This is a genomic window from Paenibacillus sp. FSL H8-0548 (assembly GCF_038630985.1).
In the GTDB taxonomy this organism is placed as follows: domain Bacteria; phylum Bacillota; class Bacilli; order Paenibacillales; family Paenibacillaceae; genus Pristimantibacillus.
Window position 1 is genome coordinate 3,669,878 of the sequence record NZ_CP152049.1, and the last position, 13,559, is coordinate 3,683,436.

The following is a 13,559-nucleotide window of genomic DNA, read 5'->3' on the forward strand; positions in this document are numbered from 1 at the left end:
GAGAACTATGGGTATGAACGTGCAAGAGACTTTGGCGTCTCCTCTAGTATGGCATCCGCAAACGCCTCAAGAGGCGTGGCAGTTGAAGCAAACCTATGGAACAGAGAGCATTTACATTTCAGGAGGAACGCTGCTTCGGACATTTTGGGAATCAGGCATGGCAGCTATGCCGCAGCATTTCATCGATTTGAGTACTATTCGAGGACTTCGTGAGCTGAGAATTGGAGAAGCGGGCTTCCTAATCGGAAGCCAAGCAACGCTGCAGTCCTGCCGAACGAATATGCTTCTCCAGCGTCATTTTCCGATGATTACGGAGGCTATACGCACGATTGCAGCACCTTCTATTCGTCAATTAGCGACGATCGGGGGCAATGTAGCCTGCTATATAGGTGATTCGATTGTTGCACTGCTTGGATATGATGCCGAAGTGATCTGGTTTGACGGAATAGCTGAGCAGCGCAGCTTATTAATGAATTGGCTGCAAACAGGTCAGGGTGCTAAGCATGATGATAAGCGATTGCTGCTCCAAATGGTGCTTCCCTTTGAAGAAATGGAGCAGGAGACGATAAGCAGCGATGAAGCTGATAAATTAAGTTCGCAAATGAAGCGTTTTGGCGCTTACCATAAAGTTGGACGGCGTGAGGGTTTTACGCCTTCAGTCGCCACCATCTGCATCAATGGAAGATTAACAGGCAGCGGGGTGATTCAGCATATCCGTATAGCGGTTGGTGGAGGACAGACGGTTCCGAGTAGACTGGATAAATTAGAGAAGGAAATTACAGGAGCAATCGTAGACAACCAGCTGCTTCAGCATGCATACGAGCGAGTTTTGCAGCTCTATGAGCCAAGGGAGGATCTATTCGCTTCTGCCGAATATCGGAAGTCTACAGCGGCTAATCTAATCGCCGCGGAGTTGTGGAAGGCAGTGAGGGATGATACGTAAATAGGAGGATGAGGTCTATGCTCTTAAACCGCGCAAGCAGTGGAGAACGTTGGCGAATTCGTCCTGACGGGCCGGATAAGGTGACGGGAGGCTTGGCTTATTTAACGGATATGTCGGTGGATCACATGCTTTATGGACTCGTGCTTCGCAGCGAGCATCCGCATGCCCGCATCAAATCAATTCATACGGATAGGGCGAAGCAGCTGAAAGGCGTTCATGCCGTTCTTACTTATCTGGATGTTCCGGGATTAAACGCCTTTGGCATCGCCCATCCAGATCAGCCTGTATTATGCGAAGAGCGTGTTCGATATGTAGGTGATGCACTGGCGGCCATTGCTGCTGATTCGTTAGCTGTAGCCCAGCTTGCTGCTGGGCTCATCGAGATTGAATATGAGGTGCTGGAGGTCGTCGATGATCCTGAGCGTGCGCTATTGCCTGACTCTCAGCAGCTGCATCCCAAAGGGAATGCGCTTCATCGAACGGCCTTTTGCAGAGGTGACGTCGAGGCAGGATTTAAGCAGTGCATTCATATTATTGAAGATATTTATTATACACCGCGTCAAATGCACACGTATATGGAGACAGAAGGCGGCTTGTTCGTACCAGGGGAAGATGGTCGATTAACTGTTTATTCACCAACCCAGCATGGCTTCATGGATCGTATGCAGCTAGCACGTATTTTGGCGGTGCCTCAAGCAGGTATTCGCATCGTTTCAAGTCCAATTGGCGGTTCATTCGGCGGAAAGGATGAATTAAACGTTCAGCCTTATGGAGCCCTTCTTGCTATTCACACAGGAAAGCCGATCAAAATGCATAACTCAAGATGGGAGTCCGTTCGGGCAGGGCTAAAGCGCCATCCGATGAAAATAGCGATGAAAACTGGCACAGATGCAGCTGGGAGACTGCTGGCTCATCAAGTGAGTATCCTTTCGGATACAGGACCCTATTCTACTTTAGGAGCAGAGGTTTTGAATTTTGCAACCGAGCATGTCATTGGTCCTTACAGATACCTTCATTTGGATGTAAATGGAGTTTCCGTGTTCACGAATAACGGCATGTCCGGAGAGTTTCGAGGCTTTGGCGGCAATCAAGCGGTCTTTGCACTAGAAGGACAAATGGATCGACTAGCGGAGAAGCTGGGAATGGACCCTTGGACCTTTCGGAAGCTGAATATGCGTGCAGTAGATGACTTAGGACCATTTGATCAACCGATTGTTATGACACATGGCGCTGATCACGTATGGGCAGCTGTTGCCGGCTGTCCACTATGGCAAGAGCGTAACCGCTTAGAAACAACGATGGATGAGAAAGCAGAGCCTTGGATAAAAACCGGAATCGGCGCCGCCTTTACGATGCATGGCGCAGGCCTAGGGGTTGGCATTCCTGATCCGGCAGGCGGACGCCTGAAGCTGGCGGAAGATGGGAAAATCGAAGCCGTATTTGGGTACGAGGAGTTTGGGCAGGGCCTGCTTGCTGCGCTTGAACAAATGCTGATCGAGCAATTTGATTTCGCCAGCGAGGACATCCGAATGATCATTGGCGATACCGATATTGTCCCTGACAGCGGATCAACGACGGCTTCGCGTGCAACCGCCATGATGTGGAAATCGTTGCAACGGCTAAAAAAGCCATTTTCTGATCAGCTGCTTCAGCGAGCGGCAGCTTCGGTCGACCGACCCGTTGAACAGCTCCGACTTGGCAAGGGAGGAATAAAAGGAGCGGATGGTGATGAATTGCTGCTCACGTATAAAGAGCTGGCGGCAGCAGCTGGTACGCCAATCATCTGCGAAACATCATTTTCATTTCCGACCTCGTCTACGAGCAGAGTAGGTGCCCACTTTATGTATACCTACTCCGCTGTTGTTGTGAAGGTGGAAGTAAATACGCTAACCGGCCGAGCAAAGGTGCTGCAGCAATATCATGCAGTAGCGGCGGGACCCGTCGTTAATCCTCAGGGTTATCTAGGTCAAATTGAAGGCGGCAGCAGCATGGCGCTGGGCTTTGCGCTTTTGGAAGAATCTGTGATGGATAAAGGACATTACATTGCCCGGAATTTAGATACGTATCTTGTACCGACGATAGAGGATCAGCGAGGCTTAATTGAGGTCGAGGCGATAGAGCATTTGCCAGAGGAAGATGACTATGGTCCACGGGGCGTTGGAGAGGTAGGATCTGTAACCGTGGCGCCCGCTATTGCAGCAGCAATACGGCAGGCGTGCGGGAAATGGGTAACCAAATTACCGGTTGAACCAAGCTTGCTGCAGGAAATGCCATTTTTTCTAAGGAAGGGGTGAACGAAATGAGTAATAAAGCTGTAGAGGAAGGAGTTCCCTATTCGCTGCATTGCTTCATTAATGAAGGAGAGGAAAGCATTAAGACGGCTCCTTCCACCCGTTTGCTCACTATTTTAAGAGATGAGCTAAAGCTTACCGGTACAAAACGATCTTGTGATATCGGGCGCTGCGGCGCTTGTATGGTGCTGATAGATGGAAAGGCTGTAAACTCCTGTCTCGCGATGGCTTATCAATGCTCAGGAAAGCATATTACGTCGATCGAAGGGGTAGCGCTGCAGGGGATTGATTATATTCAGCAAGCGTTTCTGGAGGAGGGCGGCTTTCAATGCGGTTATTGCACACCCGGAATGATCGTATCTGTCAAAGCGCTGCTTGATGATAATTCAGAGCCAACCGATGATGAAATTGCTGAAGCTCTATCAGGCAATATTTGCAGATGCACCGGATATGGCGGTATTTGGCGGGCGGTAAAGCAGGCGGTAGAAAGGAAGCGCCAGCTGCTTGCGATGGAGCAGAAGGAGGAATTGATATGAAGAAAACACTGGAGCAAATAAATGGATGCAGCCGTGAGCAATTCGTTGATTTTTTGGGTGCGATCTTTGAGCATTCCCCCTGGGTAGCCGCCGCAGCCTTTAGCTCGCTCCCCTTTCCATCCGTTGATGTACTGCATAAGACGATGATCAATATTGTGAGGGAATCAAGAGTGGAAGCGATTGTTGATTTATTTCGTGCGCATCCCGACCTTGGAACACGGCTTGCTGTCGCTGAATTTTCGTCACAGGAGCAGCAAAGTGCGGGCCTTGATCAGCTGTCAGCTGAGGAATATGAGAAATTTCATGCTTTAAATCAAACGTATGTGAGAACCTTTGGTTTTCCCTTTATTCTCGCGGTAAGAGGTAGAACAAAGGAGGATATTGTTGCAGCCATGAACACTAGGCTGTGGCATACAGCAAGTGAGGAAGCAGAGCAGGCTTTGCTTGAAATTGAAAAAATATCTGGTTTTCGTCTAAGGGAACTTCTAATCGAGTAGAGAAGGGATGGAGTAAGATGCTTAAATTACGTAATGGACGAACGCTTTATTATGGAAAAGGGGATGTGCTCAGCTATCGGACTTACGCTGCTCCGCTGCTCGTCAATGAAATACCGGAATCTCGTTTTCTAGGAGACAGCAACGTTATTTTTGCTCATAACATCACCTTCTCGGTCAGCAGCGAGGTGCTGCTTACCTCCTTCACTGAAGGGGATAATACGATGGTTGTCGCTACGGATTCTATGAAAAATTTTATTTTGCGCCAAACGGCAAATTATAATGGCAGTACGACCGAGGGGCTGCTTGCGTTCATAAGCGAGCAGTTTCTCACGAGGTATCCGCATATCGATGCTATCGAAATCAGTGCAAGTCGACTTCCGTTTCATTCGGTTCCTATTTCGGAGGATGGTATTTGGAACGATAGCCAGCTCGTGTTTCGTCGATCCCATAATGAGCATGCCAGTGCATCGCTGAAGTGGATTCGAGGTGCAGAGGGCGAAGCTGTCCTTGCTCAGCACGAAAGCTCCCTGTCGAATATTCAACTCATTAAGGTAAGCGGCAGCTCGTTCTATGGGTTCGTACGGGACGAATATACGACGCTGCCGGAGAGCTATGACCGCCCTTTATTTATATTTTTAACTATTTATTGGACATATGAAAAGGCTGAGGATGCTTTCGACAGCGGACGCGGGCGATATGTTCCCTCTGAGCAGGTGCATGATCTCGCACATACCTTATTCCACTCCTCCCAGTCACCTTCCATTCAATATTTAATTTATCGGATTGGAAAAAACATTTTAACGAGCTTTCCGCAGCTTGCAGAAGTTCGCTTTGAGTCCAATAACCGTACTTGGGAAACTGTTGTAGAGCCAGCGAGTTCCGCAGCAGCCGGTGTTTATACGGAGCCGCGTCCCCCTTATGGATTTCAAGGATTTACGTTGACAAGGGCTGACTTGGATGAAGGGGAAGAGTTATAATGAGTGGGCGAATTACGACACATGTGCTTGATCTTGCAGGAGGAAGACCGGTCGTTGGGATAACAATCGAGCTGTGGTATTTAGGGGAGGAAGCGGGAACTCCGGATTCAGAGCCGTTGACGAGACTAATTGGTGCCTACCAAACGAATAGTGATGGCCGTGTCGAACAGCCTATGCTCGAAGGTGAGGATGTTCAGCTAGGCGTGTATGAGCTTATATTTGCTGCAGGTGATTTTTTTCGGAGGGCGAATCATTTGGCTGCTCTGCCTGTGAGCATGTTTGATTTGATTCCGATACGGTTCTATATCCGAGATGCCAGTAAACATTATCATGTACCATTATTAGTTGCGCCTGGCGGTTACAGCACGTATCGCGGAAGCTAGAAGCGGTGCTAGTATACCAGTCGACTTGAATGTGAATGAATGTAATAGAAAGGGGAATTACAATGACGTTAGTGAAGGAACAATCGGCAGCAGTAATAGCGTTGTTGTCGCAGCTGCCTAAGGTAGATTTGCATGTGCATTTAGATGGAAGTGTTAAGCCGGATACGCTTGTGGAGCTCGCTAGAGAACAAGGAAATCCGTTGCAAATGGAATCGAACACAGAGCTGTTGTCCCATATGCAGGTAGAGGAGCATTGTGAGAGCTTGAAGGAGTATTTAGAGAAGTTCAGCTTTGTATTGCCATATTTGCAGACTGGTGCAGCGATCGAGCGAGTTGCCTATGAGCTCGTCGAACAAGCGGCCAACGAAAATGTCCGCTATATCGAGGTTCGTTTCGCGCCACAGCTGCATCGTATTCAGGGCTTAACGAATAATGAGGTGATCGCACATGTTCTAGCTGGCTTACAGCGCGGGGAACAAACCTTTGGAACGATAGCTAGGGCGATCATTATTTGTTTGCGAAGTCATTCATATGAGATAAATACGGAGGTGATTAAGGAGGCAGCACGCTTTTTAGAAAAAGGAGTCGTTGCTGTCGATTTAGCCGGTGATGAAGCTTCCTTTCCTGCTAAGCTGTTCCGCCAGCTGTTCGAAGAAGCGAAGCAGTTGGGATTACCGATTACGATTCACGCAGGTGAAGCCGCTGGCGCCGCAAGTGTTAAAGTAGCCATAACGGAGCTTGGTGCCGTGCGAATTGGCCATGGCGTACGAATGCTGGAGGACTCCGAGGTCGTTGGGTTAGTCAAAGAACAGCAAATACCGCTTGAAATGTGTCCACTAAGCAATATACAGACCAAAGCGGTATCAAGCTGGGCAAATTATCCGATTCGCGGCTATATGGAGCAAGGCATCGTAGTCACTGTAAATACAGATAATCGAACGGTTTCGCACACAACAATCCAGAAGGAGTATGAGCTGCTCATAGCGCATTGCGGCCTCACGCTGGACGACATTGGTACAGTCATTATGAATGGTATTAAGGCAGCTTTTCTCGAGGATAATGTGAAACAGCTGTTGATCGAGCAGTTTGAGCAGGAGCTTGCTGCTAGCGGCGTTCTTGTATAGAACTAATTTACGCTGAGGCTAGTCTCATTGAATAAGAAGTTAAAATAGGCACTGCGTTCGAGCATGGACGTCGTGCTTCTTTTGCATGGGATGTCATTTCCAAATCAATCCAACGTTGGTATACTAAAAGGAATAGAAACGATGTAGTGAGTTATCGGAGGTAGGTGTAAAATGACTAAAATACGTGACGGAATTATCGGCTTTTGTGTTGGCGATGCACTAGGCGTTCCAGTAGAATTTCAAACTCGTCAAGCTTTATCGGCTAAGCCGCTAACTGATATGATTGGTTACGGCAGCCATTCGCAGCCGGCGGGAACTTGGTCAGATGACAGCTCTTTAGTATTTTGTTTGATGGAAAGTCTAATTGAATTCCCGAACTTAGATCTACATGATTTGGCTGATAAGTTTTCAAGCTGGTTGTACAAAAGCTACTGGACGCCGCATGGCGTCACATTCGATGTTGGCATCGCTACGGCAAAAGCGATTGATCGATATAAGGAGCTTTGTATTCGACCTGATTTAGCTGGCGGGACCGATGTTTATAGTAATGGAAACGGTTCTTTGATGCGTATTTTACCGCTAGCCTATCTGCTTAAGGGGGAAATGATTGAGGATCGGGTGAAGATTATTTCACAGGTTTCTTCTGTAACACACGGCCATCCAAGATCGATCATCGCCTGTGTCATTTATATAGAGGTAGCTATCCATCTAATTAATGGTCTGTCCTTGCAAGAGGCGATCGAGCGAATGAGAGAGACTGTAAAAGATGTTTATAAGGATACTAATCATACCGAGATGATGAAGTTTGACCGCGTGCTAAATGGAGATATCAGCAAGCTGACCGTTGATGAAATTGAGTCCTCGGGCTATGTGGTGCATACGCTGGAAGCGAGTTTGTGGTGCTTGCTGACAACGGACAGCTATAGCGATGCGGTGCTGCGTGCCATCAATTTAGGTGAGGATACAGATACAACGGGTGCGGTTGCAGGCGGCCTTGCAGGTCTTTATTATGGCATAGAAGCCATCCCTGAGAAATGGATTAATCCATTAGCAAGATTAGATGATATTAATGATATTTGCAATCGATTTGAGGCAGCGAGCAACGCATAAATGTAAGGTGGAGATTGAATGAGTGAAGGTTTACTAAGAGCAAAAGAGCTGTTTACTCCTGTTTTCGGCAATTATTTTCAGATGCATCGGTTGGGAACTCTTGAGGAATATAAATCATTTGACATTACTAAGGATGTAGAGACAGCGTGGTTTGATGAAATGATAGCAAATGATGTGTTGGAGTTATCCATTAGAAATTGGGACGCTGTTCTTCACTTATTGTCTGTCGCTAAAAACTATCCTGACAGCAAAATTTTAGAGCAGGTGGTCGCCTTTGCTTCGCGACATATCATGTCGTCAGATAGTATCGTTAAACTGATGTACGCGGAAAACATAATTGAAATCATAAAGCTTGTTAAGCTTCAGTCTTCAACCGAATTGCTCCACCAAGCGTATAAAGCAGCTGCACAAATTTTAGACGATATTATACTAAAGCCATTGATTATTGACCCAGGTCATGAATTGCAATTATTTGATCTGAAGGACAAACGATCTCTTAATCTCAGAGCGACCAAAGGTATCGAAGCGATCAAGGAGCTGCTTGCTTCTGATTAATGGTTGATACCTTACAAAGAGATGTGGATTGAAGAGTTATGAACAATACGAATTTGGGAGTGATAAATATGAACAAGAATCAGCAATTATCGCTTGTTTTTTTATTCCTAGGTGTTGTTTTTGTCATAGGTGGCATGTCTCTGCAAAGGACGATAGAATACTCACCCATTATAGGTTGGATTGCTGGGCTGATAGCATTTTTAACGAGTACTTATTTTGCGTCTAAAACAAAGAAATAATTGGGATCACCATAATGATGGGGCGGGGCATGTTCATATGAATACGAGATTATCACTCATTCGTGAAGAAGAGAAAAAGTATCATGAGGCTTGCTATGACCAATATAAATTGTTTGAAGAAGGCTCTTGGCTGCATAAACCAGTGAAAACGGTCATGGAATATTTCTCCGTAATTGAAAAAAATCAAAATCCCACTATTCTTGATCTTGGCTGCGGAGTAGGCAGGAACAGCATCCCAATGGCTCAATCTCTGATTGGCAGTCAGGGGCAGGTCATATGCGTTGATTTGTTGGAGTCAGCATTATATAAATTAATGAGCTATGCCGAGCAAAATGGCGTAGACGGGTATTTGAAGCCAGTTGCAAGCGATATAGGGAATTATGACATTCTTTTAGGTGGCTTTGATTATATCGTAGCAGTATCTTCACTTGAGCATGTGGAATCAGAAGAAGTGCTGAAGGAAGTTTTGCTAAGTATGATTTCAGGCACTAAGATTAACGGCATTAATTGCATCATTATTAACACTAGCATTCAAGAAATGGATAAACACACGCATGAGATCCTCGAGCCCTATATGGAGATCAACGTGAGCACTAAACAGATGGAGATGCTGCTGCAAGAAGTGTATAAAGACTGGAATATTCTTAACACTCATGTGAAGCAGCTTGAGTTTACGATCGTTAGAAATGATCGGGAAATTTTACTCACAAGTAATTGCATAACTTATGTTGCCCAAAAGAGTAAAGGTCACAGTGGAGGGGTTATGGATGATTCAAACGAGTGAACCATCAGAATTTGCAATAAAACTGCCTTATGTGACTGTCAAATATGTATCTGTATTTACGTTAGCCTTTATTTCATTAAACATCGTGAACCGGATTTTCGATTTAGAGTCTTGGGATCATATGATCAATTATGGTGTAATTGGTTTCATGGTTGTAATTGCTATATTCATGCTGAATAGTTTGATGAAGCCGCGAAAGCTTATTGTCGAGGATCATAGATTGATCACTGTGGCTTAGAGCGCATACGATTGTTATCGATATGAACGAGTAGAATAGGGGGAGTAATTATAAACCTTCAGCCTAGAAAAGCTTTTACTTTTGCTATGATTGCGAGTTTTATGCTCGGTATGAATTCTATATTTCAGTTTATAAACATTTATGTGAATGATGGTCTGGAAGCTTTAGGCTTCTTGTTCTTTTTATCGGCGCTTTTTGCGATTACGATATTTATCATCTTGCTTGTCGATCTATTTAATAAAAATCATAGGGTCGTTCGAGCCAAGTACGTTAGCAAATATAAAAATATCATTTATGTTTTAAAAGAAAATGGGCAAGTAAAGAAGATTAGAATATTTGCTCCGGAAATGCTTCATCATTTCTCTTCACATCAGCAGGTCGAAGTTACGCTATCTGCGATTGCTCAAATTCCTATGAATATTATCGTTGTGGAAACTGATGGTAATTAAATCCTTGAAGCTTGATTCTATATAAATTGAACTAAAAAAATGAAGTTTAAGCGAAGCGAGAAGAACGTTCTGGAGAAACGAAGTGTTCGCCTTTGCAGGTGGATTCTTACCTTTAAATGTCTTAGAGAATCAAAGAATCTGGTGGTAACCGCGACCCTTCAGAATGATCTACTTGCATAGCGACCAAAACGTAAATAGGTCTATTTACTAGACATATTATTGTCTTTTAGGCTGATTTGATGTAATTAGGTCTAAAATTCAGAGCTATTTCATCTCAAATCGATGTATGAACCTCATTTCGATAGGAACAAAAGGAAATAGGTCTATGTACTAGACTTATTATTATCTTTTAGACTGATGTGACGAAAATAGGTCTGAAATTTAGCTCTATATAAATTGAACTAAAAAAATGAAGTTTAAGCGAAGCGAGAAGAACGTTCTGGAGAAACGAAGTGTTCGCCTTTGCAGGTGGATTCTTACCTTTAAATGTCTTAGGAAATCAAAGAATCTGGCTGCAACAGCGACCCTTCAGAATGATCTACTCGCGCAGCGACCAAAACGTAAATGTTTAGTTCAACTTATATAGAATAAAAGTTGAATATCTGATTGGTTATCGTTAGTATAGAACAATGTACTTAGTTTTTAGTATGAGGTGTTAACCGTGATCATATGGATAAATGGCGCTTTTGGAGCGGGAAAGACACAGACCGCATATGAACTGCATAGAAGAACGACTCAATCTTATGTTTATGATCCCGAGAACGCAGGTTATTTCATTCGGAAAAACGTACCAGTTTCGATTCGAGAAAAAGATTTCCAGGATTATCCGATGTGGCGAGAATGTAATTATCAGATGCTGAAGCATCTCGATGAAACCTATGAAGGGATTGTTATTGCACCAATGACGATCGTTAATCCGCAATATTTTGATGAAATCATAGGTCGATTAAGGGATGATGGTGTAACGGTGCATCATTTTAGTCTGTGTGCAACAGAAGAAACGTTGAAAAAACGACTTCGAGGCAGAGGCGAAAAGAGTCATTCTTGGGCAGAGCAGCAAATAAAGAGATGTGTTACGGCACTGTCGGATGACAAGTTTCACACTCATTTGGATACTAATCGAACAACCGTTTCTGATAATGCCGAACGTATCGCTTCGATGAGCAATATTGTCTTATCTCAAGACAGCCGTGGACCAATAAAGAAAGCGTATGACCGCGTATTAACGCAGGTTAAACATATACGATTTTAAAAGAGAGCAGCACAATTAGGAGGAGCAGCATGTCTAACTTACTGGAAAACAAAGTTATCGTTATTATGGGTGTAGCAAATGATCGCAGCATTGCATGGGGAGTAGCAAAATCGCTTCATAATCAAGGAGCTAAGCTCATTTTCACTTACCGCAAGGAAAGGTCCTTAGATAAGTTAACTAAGCTGCTGGAGCAGCATCAAATTACTGCACTGCGGACGGTATCCTGTGATGTACTGGATGATAGCAGTGTTACGGAAGCATTTAACGAAATTGGGCAAAACGTTGGTGTGATCCACGGGGTCGTGCACTCGGTAGCTTTTGCCGATAAGGACGAGCTTAAGGGAGAATATTTAGATACGACTAGGGAAGGTTATCTTCTTGCACAAAATTCCAGCTCGTATTCTTTAGTCGCGGTTGCTCGCGAGGCGAAGAAGCTAATGACTGAAGGCGGCAGCATCGTAACACAAACGTATATTGGTGCGGAGCGTGTAGTCAAAAACTACAACGTCATGGGAGTTGCGAAGGCTGCGCTTGAAGCGAGTGTTATGTACTTAGCCGAGGATTTGGGCAAATACGGCATTCGGGTCAATGCGGTTTCCGCAGGCCCTATTCGTACGCTAGCAGCTAAAGGAGTATCCGGCTTCAATGATATTATGTCTACTATTGAGGAAAGAGCGCCGCTTCGCCGCAATATTGATCAGGATGAGGTTGGCGATGCAACGATGTTCCTGCTGAGTCATTTGTCTAGAGGCATTACGGGTGAAGTGCTGCATGTCGACGCTGGTTATCATATTCTTGCATTATAGATTGGAATGAAAATGAGGCTCAGATCTCGAAACGAGGTCTGAGCCTTATTTTATTTTTTGGCCTGCAAGGCAGAGCGGATTTGGTGGTTAACAGCCTCGATATCAACAGACGGGACTGCTTTGTCCTCCAGTGCATATTTAGCCTTCAAACTTAAAATACGATACACGCTCTGATCTAACTGATTCTTCGTAATTACGCCGTCCCGTGCATTTTCCTTCAATGCTTTGAGAACAGAAATTTGAGTGTCATAATCATGACCAATCAGAATTATATCGCTTCCTGCTAACACGGACATAACGGCTGCTTCCCCGACATCATAATGCTCTGTAATGCCGCCCATCGTCATATCATCAGTCATGACAACACCGTTATAGTTTAGTTTCTCTCGCAGGAGATCGGTAATAAGCTCCTTTGACAACGATGCGGGATAGTTCTCATCGATTTTCGGAATTAGCAAATGAGCAATCATAATCGCATCTGCATTTTCCTGAATGGCTTCAGCAAACGGCAGCAGCTCAAAGGCTTCGAGTTCCTTTAATGATTTATTCACGACAGGCAAATCAAGATGCGAGTCCACTGACGTATCGCCATGACCTGGAAAGTGCTTGACTACTGCAGCTACCTGCTTGGACTGAATGGCTTTCATCGTTTCAATGCCATGCGTAATGACCAATTCCGGTGTCGCACCGAAGGCACGGTTGCCAATTACCGGATTTTTTGGGTTGCTATTGATATCAAGGACTGGCGCAAAGTCCATATTGAAGCCAAGTGCATGGACAGCTTCTCCAATTGCTTGTCCGATATGAGAGGTATAGGAGGTATTATTTGCTTTCCCAACATCAGCAGTTGAAGGAATCTTTGTAAACTCATCAGGCAGCCGGCTAACCTTTCCGCCTTCTTGATCAATACTGAGCCATAGCGGAATATCATTCATTTGGTTGGACGCCTTTAACTGATTTAGCAGCTTTAACGTTTGGTCAGCATCAATGATGTTGTCTTTATATAAAATAAATCCGCCAACTTCATATTTATCTATCATTTCTTTTGCTTGTTCCTGCATCGTTGTTCCTTCAAGGCCGACAATGACCATTTGGCCGATTTTTTCATCTAAGGTCAGCCCGGCTATTTTTTCCTTTAATGGATCAATGGTTTCTGTAGGTTCAGCAGTCGGCTCCTTTGTGGGCTGTAAAGTTGGGCTTATGCTTGGAGTGGGAGATGGGGCTGATTGGTTTGACGACAATGGATTGCTGCAGCTAGTGAAAATCAACATGATTGAAAGGAGTGTGGCTACTTTCATATTCATCAACAATTCCTCCTCATAGCATAGTTCCTATAATTGAAAGGTTAGGTTATCGTTTATTGCATCAGTTAACA

General features: G+C 44.7%; 16 protein-coding genes. 15 read left to right on the plus strand and 1 reads right to left on the minus strand.

The genetic code is table 11. From position 1 onward, the window contains the following. Positions 1-7 precede the first annotated feature (7 nt). From MHI37_RS15515 to fabI, 15 genes are all read left to right on the plus strand, one after another. A complete protein-coding gene (locus MHI37_RS15515; protein ID WP_076338651.1) occupies positions 8-943 on the plus strand; it encodes an FAD binding domain-containing protein in 936 nt (311 codons plus the stop codon). A gap of 17 nt (positions 944-960) precedes the next feature. Beyond that, positions 961-3,237 (plus strand): xanthine dehydrogenase subunit D, encoded by a 2,277-nt coding sequence (pucD, locus tag MHI37_RS15520; protein WP_076338652.1) that lies wholly within the window; start codon positions 961-963, stop codon positions 3,235-3,237. A 5-nt stretch (positions 3,238-3,242) separates the two neighbouring features. Continuing rightward, positions 3,243-3,770, plus strand: coding sequence for a (2Fe-2S)-binding protein (locus MHI37_RS15525; RefSeq protein WP_076338653.1), 528 nt, complete (start codon positions 3,243-3,245; stop codon positions 3,768-3,770). After that, on the plus strand, positions 3,767-4,267 hold the full coding sequence (uraD, locus tag MHI37_RS15530; RefSeq protein ID WP_076338654.1) for a 2-oxo-4-hydroxy-4-carboxy-5-ureidoimidazoline decarboxylase: 501 nt from the start codon (positions 3,767-3,769) through the stop codon (positions 4,265-4,267). Before MHI37_RS15525 ends, uraD begins: the two co-directional genes overlap by 4 nt. 17 nt (positions 4,268-4,284) lie before the next feature. Further along, on the plus strand, positions 4,285-5,244 hold the full coding sequence (gene pucL / locus MHI37_RS15535; protein ID WP_076338655.1) for a factor-independent urate hydroxylase: 960 nt from the start codon (positions 4,285-4,287) through the stop codon (positions 5,242-5,244). After that, a complete protein-coding gene (gene uraH, locus MHI37_RS15540) occupies positions 5,244-5,627 on the plus strand; it encodes a hydroxyisourate hydrolase (protein WP_076338656.1) in 384 nt (127 codons plus the stop codon). The genes pucL and uraH overlap by 1 nt, the downstream gene beginning before the upstream one ends. A 62-nt stretch (positions 5,628-5,689) precedes the next feature. After that, positions 5,690-6,751 carry an adenosine deaminase gene (gene add / locus MHI37_RS15545; RefSeq protein WP_076338657.1) on the plus strand — a complete coding sequence of 354 codons (1,062 nt, stop codon included), beginning with the start codon at positions 5,690-5,692 and terminating at the stop codon, positions 6,749-6,751. Positions 6,752-6,922: 171 nt separating this feature from the next. Beyond that, positions 6,923-7,861: an ADP-ribosylglycohydrolase family protein gene (locus tag MHI37_RS15550; protein WP_076338658.1), complete on the plus strand. Its 939-nt coding sequence runs from the start codon at positions 6,923-6,925 to the stop codon at positions 7,859-7,861. A gap of 18 nt (positions 7,862-7,879) precedes the next feature. After that, positions 7,880-8,416 (plus strand): hypothetical protein, encoded by a 537-nt coding sequence (locus MHI37_RS15555; RefSeq protein WP_076338659.1) that lies wholly within the window; start codon positions 7,880-7,882, stop codon positions 8,414-8,416. 68 nt (positions 8,417-8,484) lie between these two features. Then, complete coding sequence (locus MHI37_RS15560) at positions 8,485-8,655, plus strand: hypothetical protein (RefSeq protein ID WP_179090279.1); 171 nt, start codon at positions 8,485-8,487, stop codon at positions 8,653-8,655. Positions 8,656-8,692: 37 nt separating this feature from the next. After that, complete coding sequence (locus MHI37_RS15565) at positions 8,693-9,439, plus strand: class I SAM-dependent methyltransferase (RefSeq protein ID WP_076338660.1); 747 nt, start codon at positions 8,693-8,695, stop codon at positions 9,437-9,439. Then, a complete protein-coding gene (locus tag MHI37_RS15570; protein WP_076338661.1) occupies positions 9,423-9,677 on the plus strand; it encodes a hypothetical protein in 255 nt (84 codons plus the stop codon). The genes MHI37_RS15565 and MHI37_RS15570 overlap by 17 nt, the downstream gene beginning before the upstream one ends. Positions 9,678-9,778: 101 nt before the next feature. Then, positions 9,779-10,126, plus strand: a complete 348-nt coding sequence (locus tag MHI37_RS15575; RefSeq protein ID WP_144023757.1) for a hypothetical protein — start codon at positions 9,779-9,781, stop codon at positions 10,124-10,126. 661 nt (positions 10,127-10,787) lie between these two features. Next, positions 10,788-11,378, plus strand: coding sequence for an AAA family ATPase (locus MHI37_RS15580; protein WP_179090330.1), 591 nt, complete (start codon positions 10,788-10,790; stop codon positions 11,376-11,378). 29 nt (positions 11,379-11,407) lie between these two features. Beyond that, positions 11,408-12,184, plus strand: coding sequence for an enoyl-ACP reductase FabI (gene fabI / locus MHI37_RS15585; protein WP_076339734.1), 777 nt, complete (start codon positions 11,408-11,410; stop codon positions 12,182-12,184). Positions 12,185-12,234: 50 nt separating this feature from the next. Here the strand turns inward: fabI and nagZ are convergent, their stop codons facing one another. Beyond that, positions 12,235-13,488 (minus strand): beta-N-acetylhexosaminidase, encoded by a 1,254-nt coding sequence (nagZ, locus tag MHI37_RS15590; protein ID WP_076339735.1) that lies wholly within the window; start codon positions 13,486-13,488, stop codon positions 12,235-12,237. Between the last annotated feature and the right edge of the window lie 71 nt (positions 13,489-13,559).